We start from the raw sequence: 17568 nt of genomic DNA on the forward strand, positions 1-17568 counted from the left end.
ATTATGATTTTATCAGCGGAATGTAAAGGGAACATAAATCTGCTGTAAAAATAATGTAAAGTTAATCCTGCCACTTCACCCATTTTTTTCATTATTCATTTTAGGAAGTTCAATTATAAAGGAGGTGCCCTTACCGACCTCACTTTTTACTGAGATGGATCCTTTATGGGCTTCAACCAGATGTTTTACGATTGCAAGGCCCAGTCCTGTACCGCCGGAATTCCTGCTTCTGGCTTTATCCACCCGATAAAAACGTTCAAAAATACGCGGAATTTCACTGGCTTCAATTCCAATCCCCGTATCCCTTATTTCAGTAAAAACTGTGCTGCCGGTCTTTGCCGTCGAAATATAGATGACCCCCTGATTCGGCGTATAAGAAATTGCATTTGATATGATATTTATAAACACCTGCTTAAGCCGGTGAACATCACCTTCGATATATACCGGTTTTTCATCTCTCTGATATTCAAAAACAATTTCCTTTTCTGCTGCTTTCCCCTTCATGATGGCCATCACATCTTCGAGCACATCAGTCAAATCCAGCTTCTGAATGGAAAGGCTGAATCCTTGCTTTTCGATTTTCGATAGATCCAGCAACTCCTGAATAAGAGATTGGAGACGATCACTTTCCTTCAGGATGATACTGAGAAAATCATTCAGAGCCTGTTTGTTTTCCATCGCACCATCCAAAAGAGTTTCCGAGAAACCCTTTATAGAAGTTATAGGTGTTTTCAATTCATGGGAAACATTCGCTACAAAATCCTTCCTCATCTGCTCCAGCTTCTTCAGTTCTGTAATATCATGAAAAACAAGCAAAATCCCTTTCCATTCATCATTCGTGCCAATAATCGGAACTCCATATACTTCAAAGTAACGTCTTTCGATATTGACAGGAATAATAAGCTGCTTTTTTACTTTCTGCTCAGTCATGAAAATTTCTTCGACCATTTCGGTAATACCTTTGTGCTCAATCACTTCATAATAGAGTTTGTATAGGTATTCGGAAGGATTTACATTGAAAACCTCTTTGTATGGCCGGTTCACTAAATTAATATAGCCCCTGCTGTCAATAAGAATCAGGCCGCTTCCCATGTTTTCAATGAGAGCTCCAAGCCGGTCCTGCTGCATTTCCTGGGACTTCACCATTTCCTGAAGATTCCTCGCCAATACATTGATAGACTTACTCAGCATACCTGTTTCGTCTTCCTGATCTTCATATGTTCTTGCCCGGTAGTTTCCCTTTGTAAGTTCAATCGCAACCTTTGTGGCTGACTCGATAGGCTTTGTATATCGTGCCGTAATTCTTGATCCAAGCAGAATAATCACAAATAAAGAAAGTCCCAGGCTGATAGTCAAAATCCACCAAATCTGCTGATAAGCCCTTTGGAATTCAGCCATCTTTGTGCTTAAGAAGATATAGCCTTCCTTCTCGCCATTTATCATGACAGGCTGCCAATAATAGTGCAGGTTAAACCCTCCGCCCACTTCCAATCCTGATTCATTTGCAGATTCCTTTTTTAAGACTTCTAATATAATTTCCTGATGCCTGCTTTTTGTTGTCTCGCTTTTGACGCTGCTGTCCATTAATATTCTGCCCTGGCTATCAGTAGCAGTTACACGCAAATCAAGAATCTCTCCGAACTCATTGACTTTATCAATACTGAGGGAGCCAATGCCTCCGTTGCCCTCAACATAGCTCGATACCAGTTCAGACTCTTTTTGCAGACGGGCATCAAATGTATTTAAATAATAGCTTTTAAAAAGCTGGCCTAAAAGAAGGCCTAACGCAATTAAAACAACCAGAATTAAAGTAAGCAATGCGAATAGCAGGCGGGTGCGAAACGTGTTCATTCTCCTTTAGGCTCCTCCAATTTGTAGCCCAGTCCGCGAATGGTCTTTATATATACAGGTTTTTTAGTGTTGGTTTCAATCTTCTCTCTTAAATGGCTAATATGTACATCAACGATTCTTGTGTCTCCCGCAAAATCATAATTCCAGACTGCGCTAAGAAGCTGATCCCTTGTAAGAACACGGCTCTTATTCTTAGCAAGATATAATAGCAATTCAAATTCCTTCGGAGTTAATTCAAGAAGTTCATCTTCAAAATAAGCTTCATAATGCTGCGGAAATATCTTCAGGCCGCCAATCCTAAAAGAATCGCCATCTTCTGTTTTCTCCTCAGCAGTCTCAGGCACAAATTGAGTTCTCCTTAAGATGGCTTTAACTCTGGCAACCACTTCCCGAGGGCTGAAAGGTTTTGTCATGTAATCATCCGCACCCAATTCAAGGCCAAGAACCTTATCAAATTCATCATCCTTGGCAGTCAGCATTAAAATAGGTGTCGCAATTTTCTGCTGTCTAAGCTGTTTGCATACTTCAATTCCATCAAGCTTTGGAAGCATAAGATCAAGTACAATAAGATCCGGCTTTTCAGAAATGGCCAGATCTTTTCCCTCCTGGCCATCCATGGCTGTGATCACTTCATAGCCCGCCTGCTGCAGGTTATACTGAAGTAAAGTTACGATAGATTGTTCGTCATCTACAACTAGAATTTTCTTATCCATACGATCCTCCGAGTGAATGAATTACCCCTGTTTGAAACCTCAGCTGAAACAGCACCATTGGAGTGTCAGCAATTTTTATAAAAGCAGGTATCCCTCCTGCCTATCAAACCCCTATTTGCCATATACCTTTATTATAATATATTTCATGATTTTTTTTCGGATCAATTGTTGGATGGGACTGGATTTCATAAAAAAAAGATGTGCGTTTGCTGCACATCTTTTTACTATCAGAAATTATCCAGAGCATTCCCATCCAATGGCTGAGGCTTGTATGGCGGGCATATAAGGAGCTGTCCGTTAATAACCGTCTGCTCCTCTTCATTTGTTCCCTGTACCTTAATTTGTACAGTATGACTTGAGGTGTTCACTTCTGTTACCTCGAATAAGAATTGAACGGTGCCATAATGATAGACAGGCTTCACATACTCGATCTCCTGCTTTAAAACATGGCTTCCTGGCCCCGGCAAATATTTTGATATGGCAGAGTTAATGATGCCATTCAGCATAACACTTGGTACAATCGGTTTTTTATAAGGTGTTTGTGAGGCATAATCATGCTGGATATATAAAGGGTTTGCATCGTTCGTTAAGCCCAGGTACAGCAATAGGTCCTTATCTTCTATTTTTTCTGTAAGCGTCAATTTTTCGCCAACAGATATTTCATCAATGGTTCTTCCCAGTTTTCTTTTCTTTCCAAGCAGCATATCTAAGCACCTCCAAGTATTGTAACCGTTTACATAGTTGCTTTAAAAAATAGACTGTAAAATATTTTATATTATTCAGTCTATTTTTTATATGATATCATTTTATACTATTTCCCAAAAGAGCTTCCAGTAAAAAAATTCGGAGAGTGGTCCCCGAATTTCTTTACTGTCTATTTTCTCAAAGATTAATTATTAGCCTTAGTACGCTAAAACTTCCATTACCTTGCGAACTGAATCTGCCGATTTATCTAGGGCAGCTTTTTCCTCGCTTGTCAGTTCAAGCTCTATTACTTTTTCAATTCCGTTTGCTCCAAGGATTGCAGGCACACCCAGATAGATTCCTTCGTAGCCATATTCTCCTTCAAGGTAAGCAATGGAAGGCAGTACACGCCGCTGATCTTTAAGGATAGCTTCACACATTTCCACAAGGGAAGCAGCTGGAGCATAGTATGCACTTCCGTTGCCTAATAAGTTGACGATTTCTCCGCCGCCTTTACGTGTGCGCTCAACAATGGCATCAAGACGATCTTTTGAAATTAATGTTTCCAAAGGAATGCCGCCAGCATATGAATAGCGGACTAGCGGAACCATGTCATCACCGTGTCCGCCAAGTACGAATCCTGTAATGTCTTTAACAGACAAATTCAGTTCCTGGGCCACAAATGTCCGGAATCGGGCTGTATCAAGAACGCCTGATTGGCCAATTACACGGTTTTTGGGGAATCCTGATTCTTTGAAGACTGTATAGGTCATCGCATCGACTGGATTTGTCAGAACAACAATATAGCTATTCGGGGAATGTTTTACAATCTCCTGAGCTACACTTTTCATAATCTTCTGGTTCGTTTGCACAAGGTCGTCCCGGCTCATGCCTGGCTTCCGTGCAATGCCTGCTGTAATAACGACAATGTCAGAGTCCTTTGTATCTTCATAGCTTGAAGTACCCGTAATGTTCGCATCGAATCCTTGAACAGGACTAGCTTCAAGCATATCAAGAGCTTTACCCTTTGTCGGATTTTCCATTTGCGGAATATCGACCAGCACAACGTCTCCAAGTTCCTTTTGGGCAAGCAAAAATGCGGTTGTTGCACCAGTAAATCCCCCACCGATTACAGAAATCTTTTTGCGTTTCAATGACATGAGCAGTTCCTCCTTTAGGAAATGAAAGTATCAGGAATTTGCATTCCTTATGTAAGAGGCTGTTTTATTAAACAGCCATCCTATTAGCTTTACACATTCATCACTTATAAAAAATCGCAAGCTGCCAGCTGCAGAAGTTTCCCCAAGAAGCAATCTAAATAACACTGCAGAAATAGTATATTAGCCAAAAGCGCCTTTTATTAAAGGCGCTTCTGTTTTTTTACTCCATATTTTTAATTAATTCGTCTGCAAATTCAGAGCATTTCACTTCAGTTGCTCCATCCATTAGACGGGCAAAATCATATGTTACGACTTTAGAAGCGATAGATTTTTCCATAGATTTAACGATCATGTTTGCAGCTTCGTTCCATCCAAGGTGTTCAAGCATTAATACACCTGAAAGAATAACAGAAGAAGGGTTAACCTTATCAAGGCCAGCATACTTTGGAGCTGTACCATGAGTTGCTTCGAAGATCGCATGTCCAGTTTCATAGTTGATGTTTGCTCCTGGAGCAATACCAATGCCGCCAACCTGTGCAGCAAGTGCGTCAGAAATATAATCGCCGTTCAAGTTCATTGTCGCAACAACATCAAACTCTTTTGGACGGGTAAGGATCTGCTGAAGGAAAATATCAGCAATCGCATCTTTAACGATAATTTTGCCAGCTGCCTCTGCATCTGCCTGTGCTTTGTTCGCAGCTTCAACACCTTGCTCATCTTTAATGCGGTCATATTGTGCCCAAGTGAATACTTTTTCTCCGTACTCCCTTTCAGCAAGCTCATAACCCCAATTTTTAAAGGCGCCTTCAGTAAATTTCATGATATTGCCTTTATGTACAAGTGTTAGAGATTTGCGGCCTTCTTTGATTGCATACTCGATGGCAGCGCGTACAAGGCGGCTAGTTCCTTCTTCTGAAACAGGCTTAATGCCGATGCCTGAAGTTTCCGGGAAGCGGATCTTATTAACGCCCATTTCATCCTGAAGGAATGAAATTAGCTTTTTAACCTCATCAGAGCCTTTTGCATACTCAATGCCGGCATAAATATCTTCAGTATTTTCACGGAAAATAACCATGTCAGTATCCTGAGGGCGCTTAACTGGAGAAGGAACGCCTTCAAACCAGCGGACCGGACGCAGGCACACGAATAGGTCAAGCTCCTGGCGAAGCGCAACGTTCAGAGAACGGATGCCGCCGCCGATTGGTGTTGTTAATGGTCCTTTAATCGCAATAAGATATTCATTGATCACATCAAGTGTTTCAGAAGGAAGCCACTCACCAGTCTGATTGAAAGCTTTTTCTCCTGCTAACACTTCTTTCCAGACAAGCTTGCGCTCACCTTTATATGCTTTTTCAACAGATGCATCCAATACACGGGAAGCTGCTGCCCAAATATCAGGGCCTGTTCCGTCTCCTTCGATAAAAGGAACGATTGGATTGTTTGGTACGTTTAATACACCATTAGTAACTGTGATTTTTTCACCTTGCATTGTTATACCCTCCATTTTGAAAAGTGCGAGCATCAGCCTTTTTATTTATATAGTCTGCGGCACGATACTGCATCAGTATATCAGAATCAAAGGTTAGAAGGCATTTGCCCCTAACCTTTTCCCTGCTCTCTCTCTATTACAGCAATTTTTTAATAAAAAGTAAAATGCTGAGTAGTAATTTTAGTTCTATTAATCTGCTTTTTAAAGGCCTCTTTGCTCTACTGGCACGTATTTCTGCATTCCCGGGCCTGTATAGTCAGCACGAGGGCGGATCAGACGATTATTCTCATATTGTTCGAGAATATGAGCCAGCCAGCCAGATACGCGGCTTACAGCGAAAATCGGCGTGAACAGGTCGTGGTCGATTCCCAGACTGTGGTATACAGATGCAGAATAGAAGTCGACATTTGGCGGAAGTTTTTTCTCTCCGGTAACAATCGCTTCAATTTGCGTGGACATTTCGTACCAGTGTGGTTCCCCGGTAAGTTCAGTAAGCTTTTTGGACATTTCTCTTAAGTGCTTGGCACGAGGGTCGCCCTGACGGTATACACGGTGCCCAAAGCCCATGATTTTCTCTTTCTTTTCAAGCTTTTCACGGATATAAGGCTCCACATTTTCAAGAGTGCTGATTTCAGTAAGCATTTTCATTACCGCTTCATTGGCACCGCCATGCAGCGGCCCTTTTAAAGCGCCAATTGCAGCTGTAACTCCGGAATAGATATCTGACAATGTGGCTACACATACACGTGCAGTAAAAGTGGAAGCATTTAGTTCATGGTCAGCATGAAGAACTAGCGCTTTATTAAATGCTTCAATCGCGATTGGTTCAGGCTCTTTGCCTGTAAGCATGTATAGGAAGTTGGCTGCAAATCCAAGATCTGTTCTAGGAGCAATTGGCTCAAGGCCTTTTCTTACTCTAGCAAATGCCGTTACGATAGCAGGCATTTTAGCTTGAAGGCGAATTGCTTTTTGATAATTTGCTTCTTCATCCATCTGGTCTGCTTCTTCATCATAAAGTCCTAATAGAGACACTGCAGAACGAAGGGCAGCCATTGGATGCACTTTCTCAATTGGATATGTTTTAAAATGGTTCAGAACTTCCTGTGGAAGAGAGTAGTTTGCTGCAAGCTGACTCTTTAACTCATCAAGCTGGGATTGAGTAGGAAGCTTTCTGTGCCATAAAAGATAAATAACCTCTTCAAAGCTTGCATTTTCAGCCAAATCATCAATATTGTAGCCTGCATAGGTTAATGTATCGTCTATGATGGAGCTGATAGACGAAGTAGTAGCTACTACCCCTTCAAGACCGCGTGTTACTGTCATACCGAATCTCTCCTTTACATAATAAAATTTCCCCATACCCATTTTTGTCTGTACATTAAACATAAGTAAGCCGAACCTGATTTTTCATTTTTCAGAAAAGCTTCCTTGTCATGTCCACATTCTGTTTTATCTTTATTATGAACACCTTATAGGGCTGCAGGACAGCCATTGCTAAGCCGGCTGTATTAGCCGATCTACAGACCAAAACCATGAAAGGTGAAACTTCCATTTAGTGAAAGGGCACTCCCCGATATACGGAAGAAATAAACTTTCTTTTGGCATGCATTTCATCGAGCGGTTGCTCGGTACTCTTTTAAAAAAAGAAAATGCTTACATTTTTTCAGAATAGAAAAAAATAAAATATATTAATAACATTTTAATAGAGCTTAACTGAATATAATAGGTACCGTGAAATAGGTTACGCTTACAAGTCCTATTATAAACAATTATCTGACTTTTGTGAATGAAAAGCACTTAAAATGTTAAAAAATAATATTTTTCAAAAAAAGTTTATTTACATTAATGCCCAAGGGCAATAAGAAAAGCGGAAGCGCCTTGCCCATCCCCGACACCTCGAGGGGATAGGCTGCTTGCGCTAGACAGATATCAAAATTCAAAGTTTTCTTTCTTCTTTTCAAAAAATCTATCATGAGCACTTTAATCATTCATTTAAAGAGCTCAAAGATTTTCATTGCCATATACGCAATTCCTGCCCCTATCAGAGGACCGACGGCAACACCTTTAAAAAGGGAAACAGCAAGAATGGTCCCAAGAACAAGAGCAGTAGTAATATGAGGGTCTTCAGCCAGCAGAACGATGCCGCCTTTTGCCAGAAGCGCAACTGCAATCCCTGAGACAAGGGCAACCCATGCATAAGGGGACTTGAATGCTCCGCCTAAATCCCGGAAGCCGATTTCACCGCTTGCTATAGGTGCCAGGACAGCGATTGTAATAATGGTTACACCCCAGTTAATCCCTTTGGACTGCAGGAATGAAAAGGCTTTTGAATCGAGGCCGGCTGCTTTAAGGACAATCAATACAAAGACAGCAATGATCAATGATTGATTTTTTGCTATTACACCTATACCCAGCAAAAGAAACAAAAAAATGAGCGATTGGGAAAACATTTGCTAATTCACCTGCCAGCTTTCTATATTATCGTAACATAATTTAATTTAATTTAATAATTTATGAGTTCTTTACCGCATTTTAATAAATAGAATAAGTATTACTAGACAATAGCTAATTATTTTTAGCTCCATCAAAAATGATGTATGATATGACTAATAACATTACATAAAAGCGGCAGCTGCAATGACTTAGTCTGTTCTAATTAAATAAGGAGGCTATTACTTGAACCCGGCATATATCTATCGGACCGTAAGATTTTTCTTTGTCATTGGAGTAGTGATCTTAAGTCTCTATGCTTTCTTATATTTATCCAAAGTGACTTACCCTTTCATTATTGGACTGGCTATTGCCTTTCTAATAAATCCCCTTGTCAACATGATGGAAGTTAAATGGAAAATCCCCAGGGCTCTTGCAGTCCTCATCGCTCTGATTCTTATCTTTGCCATTTTTGCTGGATTAATCACCTTGCTGGTGGCAGAGATCGTATCAGGTGCGGATTATTTGGCAAAAGTAGTGCCGCAGCACCTCGATACTTTAATTGACTTTATTGAGCAGTTCTTTGCTGGGCAAATCATTCCTCTTTATAACCAGCTTGCAAGTTTATTTAATAATCTTGGCACAGGCCAGCAGGATACCATAATGACGAACATAGAAAATGTCGGGAAGCAATTTGGCTCCACTCTGGGAGATTTTATCCAGGCATTTTTCGAGAAAATCCCAAACATCCTTTCCTGGTTTCCCAATGCAGCAACTGTCCTGATTTTCTCGCTGCTGGCCACTTTTTTCATCAGCAAGGATTGGCATAGGCTGTCAGGCCTCTTCAGCCGCATACTGCCCAGCCGTGCAAAAAAGAGCGGCAGAACTGTATTTGCCGATCTGCAGAAGGCCTTGTTTGGCTTTGTCAAAGCACAGGCTACCTTAGTATCCATTACGACTGTTATCATACTTGCCGGACTGCTGATTTTGCGTGTCGATTATGCTATTACAATTGCACTTGTGACTGGCCTTGTCGATATAATTCCCTATCTCGGAACAGGGCTGATTTTTGTGCCATGGATCATCTATGAGGCAATTGGGGGAGAAATGAGCAGGGCAATCGGACTTGGCATTCTTTATATCATCGTATTGGTGCAGCGCCAGATTATGGAGCCAAAAATTCTTTCATCAAGCATTGGACTTGATCCTTTAGCTACTCTGATTGCTTTATTTGTCGGTTTTAAACTGATTGGATTTCTGGGCTTAATCGCCGGGCCGGTTACTCTTGTACTCATCACCACTCTTCATAAAGCTGGAGTATTCCGGGATATCTGGATGTTTATAAAAGGCAATGAAGAAGCAGATTAAGATGAAGAACCTGAAATATGGGCATCGCTTTCAATCAGGCTATGTAATGGATTACCTATTTGGCACTTTACATGACCAAAAGGTGTGAATACGTCAGAAAATACAAATGCCAATAAAATAAACAAGCCGCTCCCATTTAAAGGAGCGGCTTTATATATAGCTGTTTTCACCTGATTATCGTGATCGTTCCCTTGTTCATCCATTTTTTCAGCCCTATATACAGGATGTTTTTAAATACTTTTCTTGCAGAAGGAAGAAGCAATGTAAATCCTAATGCATCTGTAATGAATCCGGGTGCAAGAAGCAAGGTGCCTCCAATAAGGATGCTGACCCCATCAAGAATGGCATCCCCAGGCATTTGCCCGCAGCGGAGCTGATCCTGTATTTTTCTAATTGTTTCAAGGCCCTGTTTTTTAGCCAGATAAGCACCGAGAACGCCTGTAAACAAGATAATCGCAAGAGTAGGCCATAGCCCAATTGTGTTCCCTGATAGAAGTAAAACACCGATTTCAGCAGCAGGAACGATTATCATCAGCAAGAAAATGTAGCGCATCAAGCACCTCTATTTTGTATAAGACTTATCTTCATTATATCAAACATGGAACTGAGAATATAACAATTTGTCTTTCCCAGGAATCAAAAAAAGGAAGGGCATCCCCTTCCTTTTGTGATTCCTAATTATAGCACACTTGCATGGCCGTTATAAATTACGCCGCGCTGAGAATCGACTGTTACTTCCTGTCCATCTTTGAGAAGGGTTGTTGCTTTTTCAACCCCTACAATGACAGGTATGCCAATATTAAGGCCTACAACAGCCGCATGGCTTGTAAGCCCGCCTTCTTCTGTAATAAGTGCACTGCATTTTTCAATAGCAGGCACCATTTCACGGTCAGAACCGATTGTAACCAGAATAGACCCTTCTGTTACTTTTGCCAATGCTTCCTCTGCATTTCTAGCCACAACGACTTTTCCAAAGGCTGATTTGCGCCCTATTCCTTGCGCCTTAGCCAGGATATCCCCCACCACATGAATTTTCATTAAATTGGTGGTACCTGCTTCACCAACAGGCACTCCTGCTGTAATAACCACTAAATCTCCTGATGCAACAATTCCGCTGTTCACGCTTTCTTCAACTGCAATATCAAGCATATCGTCCGTAGTAGACGCTTTTTGGCCAATTTGAGGATAAACACCCCATGTTAAAGATAAACGGCGTGATACATAGTCATTTGATGTAACGGCAACAATAGGAGCTTTTGGACGGTACTTTGAAATCATTCTTGCTGTATGGCCGCTCTCAGTCGGTGTAATAATTGCGTTAACATCAAGGTTTAGAGCTGTATGTGCCACGGATTGTCCAATGGCATCTGTAATGTTATGTTCATTATCTTTGCTCCGATTTGATAGGATTTCTTTATGATCTAATGCAGATTCTGCTCTTGATGCGATGTTGTGCATCGTCTGCACAGCCTCGACAGGATAAGAGCCCGCAGCCGTTTCGCCGGATAACATGATAGCATCAGTACCATCAAAAATGGCATTTGCTACATCACTCGCTTCTGCGCGTGTTGGGCGGGGGTTGCGCTGCATGGAATCCAGCATTTGTGTTGCGGTAATAACAGGTTTACCCTGTGCATTGCACTTTTTAATTAATTTCTTTTGCACGAGCGGAACTTCTTCTGCTGGAATTTCAACACCAAGGTCTCCGCGCGCTACCATAAGACCGTCGGAAATTTCAAGAATTTCATCAATGTTATCTACACCTTCCTGATTTTCAATCTTAGGAATGATGTTGATATAAGAGGCATTGTGCTCTTCAAGCAGCTGTCTGATTTCCAAAACATCAGACGCTCTGCGGACAAAAGAAGCGGCGATGAAATCGACGCCCTGTTCGATTCCGAAGATGATGTCCTGAGCATCTTTCTCCGTTATGCCAGGAAGATTCACAGATACTCCCGGAACGTTGACTCCTTTTTTATTTTTAAGTGTTCCGCTGTTTAATATTTTTGTGTGGATTTCACTGTTGGCTTTATCAATTTTTGTCACTTCAAGTCCAATTAAACCGTCGTCAAGCAGAATTTTGCTTCCTGTGTGTACATCTTCAATAAGCCCTGCATATGTAACGGAAAACTTATCTGCTGTTCCTTCAACCTCGTTCATGGAGATAATAATGTTTTCCCCAGCTCTCAGTTCAATCGCACCATCCTGCATATTGTTTGTGCGGATTTCCGGTCCTTTGGTATCCAAAAGGATCGCTACTGTTTTGCCGGTCTTTTCTGCAGCCACACGGATATTCTGAATTCGCTGTCCATGCTCCTGGAAATCACCATGGGAAAAATTTAAACGGGCAACATTCATCCCTGCTTCAATAAGCTGTGTTAACTTTTCAACACTTTCACTGGCAGGTCCAATAGTACAAACGATTTTCGTTTTACGCATTATAATTTACCTCCTGAATTGATGCAGCTTGAATACCAGCACTGACAGCTTAATGCCGCTTGGTGCCGGCTTATATCTGATTAGATTAAATAGACAGCTCTTTCGAAAGTTTGTATAGGTCCAGGTCAAGTGTATGCTCTCTATCCAATATTTCTATTATATCATGGTCAACAAGTTTATTATTTTGAATTCCTACTGCACGTCCGCCTTTGTCTTCGAGGAGAAGTTCTACCGCATGTGCTCCAAGGCGGCTTGCCAGCACCCGGTCGAATGCAGTTGGAGATCCGCCCCTCTGCATATGGCCAAGTACAGACACCCGTGTATCAAAGTTTGTTGTGTCTTTGATCTGCTTGGCAAATTCCACTCCGCTGCAGACTCCTTCTGCAACCACAATGATACTGTGTTTTTTGCCGCGTTCATGTCCCTTTTTAAGTCTCTCTGCTATTTCATCCATGCTATAGCCTGCTTCCGGGATGAGGATTGTTTCCGCACCGCCTGCTAATCCTGCACATAAAGCGATGTCTCCTGCATCTCTTCCCATCACTTCAATGATAAATGTTCTTTCATGGGAAGTAGCTGTATCACGGATTTTATCAATTGCATCAATAACCGTATTTAAAGCCGTGTCAAAGCCAATAGTATATTGCGTTCCCGGAATATCGTTATCGATGGTGCCAGGTACTCCAACACAAGGAAAGCCCTGCTCTGTCAAAGCTTTTGCTCCACGGTATGAACCGTCCCCGCCAATTACAACAAGACCTTCAATGCCGTGCTTATTCATCTGTTCAATGCCTTTTTGCTGGCCTTCTTTTGTTTTGAACTCTTCGCTTCTTGCCGAATGCAGGACTGTGCCGCCGCGATGGATGATGTCACCAACCGAACCAAGGTCAAGCTTCTTAATATTCCCTGACATTAAGCCGGAATATCCGCCATAAACACCATACACTTCAATATTATGATAGATCGCTTTACGGACAACTGCACGTACAGCTGCATTCATGCCAGGAGAATCGCCGCCGCTTGTTAATACTCCTATTTTCTTCACAATAATCACCCCGAATTGAATTTATATAAAAATAAGAAAGCGTGTTGTCTGCTGCGCTGTTTATTAACAGCCTATAAACCATGGACACGCCTGCCCAAGAATTTTGTAAGTAATATAGGCTCTTTATGTAAAGCAGAGCATAGTCTGCTTATCTTATTATTGAACAAAACGCTATTGAATATTTCTAAAATACCATGAAGAAGGGAGCATCTCAACTTAATCAGGCAAATTCAAGGAAATACAGAATTGTCGGGATACTGAAAGCGTTTTATATTGAAAAACCTGCATTTTTTACTTTCAAAGCGGGATTTTTATATAAGCCTCCCGCTGACAAAGATGGCTTTCCATTCGACACCAGGGTGCAATGGAATGTGCAAAAAATAAAAGCGTGCCCGAAAGCACGCTTTTATTTTACCCCAATAAATTCCTTTAAAAACGAATATTCACCAATGGATTTGAACTTGTTGTATCGGTGATCGATCAGCTGATCTTCAGAAAGGACCATCAAATCCTTCAATGATTGATAAAGGACCTCTCCGATTTCCGCAGCCTGAACCTTTACATCTTTGTGGGCTCCACCCTTTACCTCTTCGATAATCTCATCCACAACACCTAATTCTTTTAAATCCGGAGCAGTAATTCTCATGGATTCTGCAGCCTTTTTAGCCTGCGTGGCATCTTTCCAGAGAATGGCTGCCGCTCCTTCTGGAGAAATAACCGAATAAGTGGAGTTTTCGAGCATATGAATATGGTTTCCCACACCGAGAGCCAGCGCTCCGCCGCTTCCGCCTTCACCGATGACAATACAGATAACAGGAACCCTAAGGCTGGCCATTTCAAACAGGTTTTTGGCAATTGCCTCACTCTGTCCGCGTTCCTCTGCGGCTTTCCCAGGGTAGGCACCCTTTGTATCAATGAAACAAATAATCGGCCTTCGGAATTTATCAGCTTGCTTCATAAGCCTTAATGCTTTGCGGTAACCTTCGGGATGCGGCATTCCAAAATTTCTGCGGATATTCTCTTTTGTGTCTTTTCCGCGCTGATGCCCGATGACGGTAACCGGAAGACCCCTAAATTTTGCAATACCTCCAACAATTGCCTCGTCATCCCCAAAAGCACGATCTCCATGACACTCGAAAAAATCCTCAAAAAGATAGGAGATATAGTCCTGTGTAGTTGGCCTTGCGGGATGTCTTGCAACCTGCACACGATCCCACGGTTTCATATTTTCATATATATCGGTTTCTAATTTTTCCAAGCGCGCTTCCAGCTTCTCTATCTCAGAGGATAGGTCTACATCGGCTGTTTTTGTAAACTCTTTTAATTCAGCAATCTTTTTTTTCAGTTCCATAACCGGACGTTCAAATTCTAATTCTCCTGCCATTGGAAGTCACCTCCTGGTTGATGTATCGATAAAATGGCTGATATCTTGTCCTTTAGCTCTGTTCTGGGAATTACTGCATCCAATTGACCGTGTTTTAATAAGAATTCTGCTGTCTGGAAGTCTTCCGGCAATTCTTCTCGGATTGTTTGTTCTATGATTCTGCGTCCCGCAAAGCCAATCAAAGCACCAGGTTCCGCCAGATTGTAATCTCCCAGTGAAGCAAAGCTTGCAGACACACCTCCTGTTGTAGGATGAGTCATGATGGAGATAATCAGGCCTCCATTATCACTGAATCTTTTTAAGGCTACACTTGTCTTAGCCATTTGCATCAGGCTCAAAACGCCTTCCTGCATTCTTGCTCCGCCTGAAGCGGTAAATATAATAAAAGGAACTCCCAATTCATCTGCTTTTTCAATGGCACGGGTAATTTTTTCTCCGACTACTGAGCCCATGCTTCCCATTCTGAATGTGGAATCCATAACAGCCACTGCAAGTTTTTGGCCATTTACAGTGCCTGTCCCAGTCACTACCGCTTCATTAATCTTTGTTTTTTCCCTATCCTTCTCAAGCTTTTCAATATAATCCGGGAAATTCAGAGGATTTTCAGAAATCATGTTTGCGTTAATTTCTTCAAAGCTATTGGCATCCAAAAAGCTTGCCAAACGCTCTTTTGAATTCATGGTGTGGTGGTATTGACAGTGGAAACACACTTTAAGGTTCTTAACCAATTCTTTTGTATACATGATCTTCTTGCAGTTCGGACACTTTGTCATGATTCCTTCCGGCACATCCTGCTTTGCCGTTTCCGATGGAATGGTTGCATATTTCTTCTTCTTCGTCTTAGTAAAAATATCTTTAAGCAAGATGAAACCTCCCTGATAATCGCTGAATCATTTCCATTAATTTCAACAGTGGTCAGACCACCGATTTAAAAATGAATGCCTAACTCTCCTAGGCTCCATTTATGCTTGTCTGATTATTTAAATATAGAGGATATCAGCTTTAAAATCTGCAAAAAATTGTCGTTAGCTTTTCGACAATTTCCTCAGATTTCTATATACACGAATAACTTCGGATTCATTTCTGGAAATCAATGTCTCAATCAGCTCTGCATATTGTTCCTTGGTTACCATCATTGTCTCCAGATCCAGAGAATTATAATAATCTTTAAGGATGATCCAGATACGGAGGAAAAGATGATTATCTGCAAGTGTGACGATTTCCAGGAAAAAGTCATCATCTGAGTAGTCTGCTTCAAGAGTCCACTTTTTGAACCTAAGAAGCTGATCTTCTCCAGCCTTTTGAATGATCAGCCATAAACAATCCAGTTCGATCAGAAACTTGGTTTCTTTAACATCTCTTATGGATTTCTTATCCTGAAGAATAAACGTGCTAAGCAGCTGTACAAGCTGATGCCCTCTAAAATCTCTCACAAAAGTCCCCTCGCCTCTCCTTGTCTCTATTAAGCCAAGAAGTTCAAGGGCTCTTAATGCTTCCCGAACGGAAGAGCGCCCGACACCCAGGCGCTCTGACAGCTCTCTTTCGGAAGGCAATCGATCTCCAGGCTTAAGTCCGTCATGTTCAATCATGGACCTAAGCTGTTTGACAATGCCGATATAAACCTTCGTGTTATTTTGAGGTGAATTCACGTATGGAGTCACTCACCTTTTCCAATGACAGCAAGTTGCTTCGTTTTTTCCTTTACTTCTTCAGGATCCACTTTAATGCGGGCAACACCGGTTTCCATAGCTGCCTTTGCCACAGCAGCCGCAACTGCAGGTGCGACACGGGGATCGAATGGCCCCGGGATGACATAATCTGCGTTCAGTTCATCCTGATGAACCAAATTGGCAATGGCTTCTACAGCAGCTACTTTCATTTTCTCATTGATATGAGTTGCACGGACATCCAGAGCTCCGCGGAAGATTCCAGGGAAAGCCAGCACATTATTGACCTGGTTTGGAAAGTCGGATCTTCCTGTACCAACTACCATCGCTCCAGCTGCTTTCGCTTCTTCAGGCATAATTTCAGGAGTTGGATTGGCCATAGCGAAAATAATCGGATCCTGATTCATGGTACCAATCATCTCTGCCGTTAACGCTCCAGCCACAGATACCCCGATGAATACGTCTGCGCCTTTAATAACATCAGCTAGGCTTCCCTTCGCATTTTCCCGATTCGTATACTTCGCTACTTCATTTTTTATCTCATTCATTCCCTGCGGGCGGCCTTCATAGATGGCACCCTTGGTGTCACACATAATAATATCGCGAACACCATAGCTGTAAAGAAGTTTAATGATGGCAATTCCGGCCGCACCCGCACCATTTGCCACAACCTTAATTTCATTCATTTTCTTTCCGGAAAGCTTCAAGGCATTCACAAGACCTGCAACAGTCACAATGGCAGTGCCATGCTGGTCATCGTGGAAAACAGGAATATTTGTTTCCTTCTTTAGTCGCTCCTCTACATAAAAGCAATTTGGAGCAGCAATATCCTCAAGGTTTACGCCCCCAAATGTAGGTTCAAGAAGTTTTACCGTCTCAACGATTTTATCTACATCAGTCGTATTGAGGCAAATTGGAAATGCATCCACTCCTGCAAAACTTTTGAATAGTACAGCTTTCCCTTCCATTACAGGCAGGGCGGCTTCCGGCCCGATATTTCCTAATCCCAGCACTGCTGTTCCATCGGAAACAACCGCGACCATATTGCCTTTCATCGTATATTCATAGACAGTTTCCGGCTTATCATAAATCTCCTTGCAGGGCTCAGCAACCCCCGGGGAGTAAGCAAGGCTTAAGTCTTTGGCATTTCGCACCTGTACTTTTGATTTAGATTCCAATTTCCCTTTATTAGCTCTATGCATATGCAGTGCTTCTTCGCGTAAGGTCAAAATTTTCACTCCTCATATTCCGAATAGAATTTATATATAAACATAGATCGACGAACAAATATCTGCTGCACTTCTGCTTAATTAACAGATGGTGCAGGGCTTATCTTTT

Annotated in this window: 16 protein-coding genes; 1 reads left to right on the plus strand and 15 read right to left on the minus strand. The window is 41.8% G+C overall.

Annotation, left to right across the window (positions count from 1 at the left end):
* Positions 1-75 precede the first annotated feature (75 nt).
* The 7 genes from pnpS to IRB79_RS23110 form a co-directional block, all read right to left on the minus strand.
* Positions 76-1851: a two-component system histidine kinase PnpS gene (pnpS, locus tag IRB79_RS23080; protein ID WP_243505234.1), complete on the minus strand. Its 1776-nt coding sequence runs from the start codon at positions 1849-1851 to the stop codon at positions 76-78.
* Positions 1848-2564 (minus strand): response regulator transcription factor, encoded by a 717-nt coding sequence (locus IRB79_RS23085; protein ID WP_243505235.1) that lies wholly within the window; start codon positions 2562-2564, stop codon positions 1848-1850. Before IRB79_RS23085 ends, pnpS begins: the two co-directional genes overlap by 4 nt.
* A gap of 227 nt (positions 2565-2791) precedes the next feature.
* On the minus strand, positions 2792-3268 hold the full coding sequence (locus IRB79_RS23090; protein WP_243505236.1) for a MaoC/PaaZ C-terminal domain-containing protein: 477 nt from the start codon (positions 3266-3268) through the stop codon (positions 2792-2794).
* 198 nt (positions 3269-3466) lie between these two features.
* Positions 3467-4408 (minus strand): malate dehydrogenase, encoded by a 942-nt coding sequence (gene mdh, locus IRB79_RS23095; RefSeq protein ID WP_221878580.1) that lies wholly within the window; start codon positions 4406-4408, stop codon positions 3467-3469.
* Between the two features lie 220 nt (positions 4409-4628).
* Complete coding sequence (gene icd, locus IRB79_RS23100; RefSeq protein WP_217032697.1) at positions 4629-5897, minus strand: NADP-dependent isocitrate dehydrogenase; 1269 nt, start codon at positions 5895-5897, stop codon at positions 4629-4631.
* 201 nt (positions 5898-6098) lie between these two features.
* Positions 6099-7220 (minus strand): citrate synthase, encoded by a 1122-nt coding sequence (citZ, locus tag IRB79_RS23105; RefSeq protein WP_243505237.1) that lies wholly within the window; start codon positions 7218-7220, stop codon positions 6099-6101.
* A gap of 665 nt (positions 7221-7885) precedes the next feature.
* Entirely contained in the window at positions 7886-8347 is a 462-nt protein-coding gene (locus IRB79_RS23110) for a DUF441 domain-containing protein (protein WP_243505238.1), read from the minus strand.
* Between the two features lie 226 nt (positions 8348-8573).
* Here IRB79_RS23110 and ytvI point away from each other — a divergent pair, with 226 nt between their 5' ends.
* Entirely contained in the window at positions 8574-9695 is a 1122-nt protein-coding gene (gene ytvI / locus IRB79_RS23115; RefSeq protein WP_243505239.1) for a sporulation integral membrane protein YtvI, read from the plus strand.
* Here ytvI and IRB79_RS23120 read toward each other — a convergent pair.
* The 8 genes from IRB79_RS23120 to IRB79_RS23155 all read right to left on the minus strand — a co-directional run bounded on the left by IRB79_RS23120 (position 9692) and on the right by IRB79_RS23155 (position 17459).
* A complete protein-coding gene (locus IRB79_RS23120) occupies positions 9692-9898 on the minus strand; it encodes a hypothetical protein (protein WP_243509694.1) in 207 nt (68 codons plus the stop codon). The genes ytvI and IRB79_RS23120 overlap by 4 nt on opposite strands.
* Positions 9862-10248, minus strand: a complete 387-nt coding sequence (locus tag IRB79_RS23125; protein WP_243505240.1) for an FxsA family protein — start codon at positions 10246-10248, stop codon at positions 9862-9864. Before IRB79_RS23125 ends, IRB79_RS23120 begins: the two co-directional genes overlap by 37 nt.
* A gap of 125 nt (positions 10249-10373) precedes the next feature.
* Positions 10374-12134 (minus strand): pyruvate kinase, encoded by a 1761-nt coding sequence (pyk, locus tag IRB79_RS23130; protein WP_243505241.1) that lies wholly within the window; start codon positions 12132-12134, stop codon positions 10374-10376.
* 85 nt (positions 12135-12219) lie between these two features.
* Complete coding sequence (gene pfkA, locus IRB79_RS23135) at positions 12220-13179, minus strand: 6-phosphofructokinase (RefSeq protein ID WP_243505242.1); 960 nt, start codon at positions 13177-13179, stop codon at positions 12220-12222.
* A gap of 406 nt (positions 13180-13585) precedes the next feature.
* Positions 13586-14563 (minus strand): acetyl-CoA carboxylase carboxyl transferase subunit alpha, encoded by a 978-nt coding sequence (accA, locus tag IRB79_RS23140; protein ID WP_221878587.1) that lies wholly within the window; start codon positions 14561-14563, stop codon positions 13586-13588.
* On the minus strand, positions 14548-15426 hold the full coding sequence (gene accD, locus IRB79_RS23145; protein WP_243505243.1) for an acetyl-CoA carboxylase, carboxyltransferase subunit beta: 879 nt from the start codon (positions 15424-15426) through the stop codon (positions 14548-14550). The genes accA and accD overlap by 16 nt, the downstream gene beginning before the upstream one ends.
* A gap of 162 nt (positions 15427-15588) precedes the next feature.
* A complete protein-coding gene (locus IRB79_RS23150) occupies positions 15589-16152 on the minus strand; it encodes a FadR/GntR family transcriptional regulator (protein ID WP_243509630.1) in 564 nt (187 codons plus the stop codon).
* Positions 16153-16220: 68 nt separating this feature from the next.
* Positions 16221-17459 carry an NADP-dependent malic enzyme gene (locus IRB79_RS23155; RefSeq protein ID WP_221878590.1) on the minus strand — a complete coding sequence of 413 codons (1239 nt, stop codon included), beginning with the start codon at positions 17457-17459 and terminating at the stop codon, positions 16221-16223.
* Positions 17460-17568 lie beyond the last annotated feature (109 nt).

It is taken from the genome of Cytobacillus oceanisediminis (genome assembly GCF_022811925.1).
GTDB lineage: Bacteria > Bacillota > Bacilli > Bacillales > Cytobacillaceae > Cytobacillus > Cytobacillus oceanisediminis_D.

What these genes read in the sequence shown, in the direction of transcription:
- accA (WP_221878587.1), bottom strand. Translation starts at nt 14,563, where the DNA reads ATGGCAGGAGAATTAGAATTTGAACGTCCGGTTATGGAACTGAAAAAA.
- icd (WP_217032697.1), bottom strand. Translation starts at nt 5,897, where the DNA reads ATGCAAGGTGAAAAAATCACAGTTACTAATGGTGTATTAAACGTACCA.
- mdh (WP_221878580.1), bottom strand. Translation starts at nt 4,408, where the DNA reads ATGTCATTGAAACGCAAAAAGATTTCTGTAATCGGTGGGGGATTTACT.
- IRB79_RS23110 (WP_243505238.1), bottom strand. Translation starts at nt 8,347, where the DNA reads ATGTTTTCCCAATCGCTCATTTTTTTGTTTCTTTTGCTGGGTATAGGT.
- IRB79_RS23120 (WP_243509694.1), bottom strand. Translation starts at nt 9,898, where the DNA reads ATGGATGAACAAGGGAACGATCACGATAATCAGGTGAAAACAGCTATA.
- IRB79_RS23150 (WP_243509630.1), bottom strand. Translation starts at nt 16,152, where the DNA reads ATGATTGAACATGACGGACTTAAGCCTGGAGATCGATTGCCTTCCGAA.
- citZ (WP_243505237.1), bottom strand. Translation starts at nt 7,220, where the DNA reads ATGACAGTAACACGCGGTCTTGAAGGGGTAGTAGCTACTACTTCGTCT.
- IRB79_RS23090 (WP_243505236.1), bottom strand. Translation starts at nt 3,268, where the DNA reads ATGCTGCTTGGAAAGAAAAGAAAACTGGGAAGAACCATTGATGAAATA.
- pyk (WP_243505241.1), bottom strand. Translation starts at nt 12,134, where the DNA reads ATGCGTAAAACGAAAATCGTTTGTACTATTGGACCTGCCAGTGAAAGT.
- IRB79_RS23085 (WP_243505235.1), bottom strand. Translation starts at nt 2,564, where the DNA reads ATGGATAAGAAAATTCTAGTTGTAGATGACGAACAATCTATCGTAACT.
- pnpS (WP_243505234.1), bottom strand. Translation starts at nt 1,851, where the DNA reads ATGAACACGTTTCGCACCCGCCTGCTATTCGCATTGCTTACTTTAATT.
- IRB79_RS23125 (WP_243505240.1), bottom strand. Translation starts at nt 10,248, where the DNA reads ATGCGCTACATTTTCTTGCTGATGATAATCGTTCCTGCTGCTGAAATC.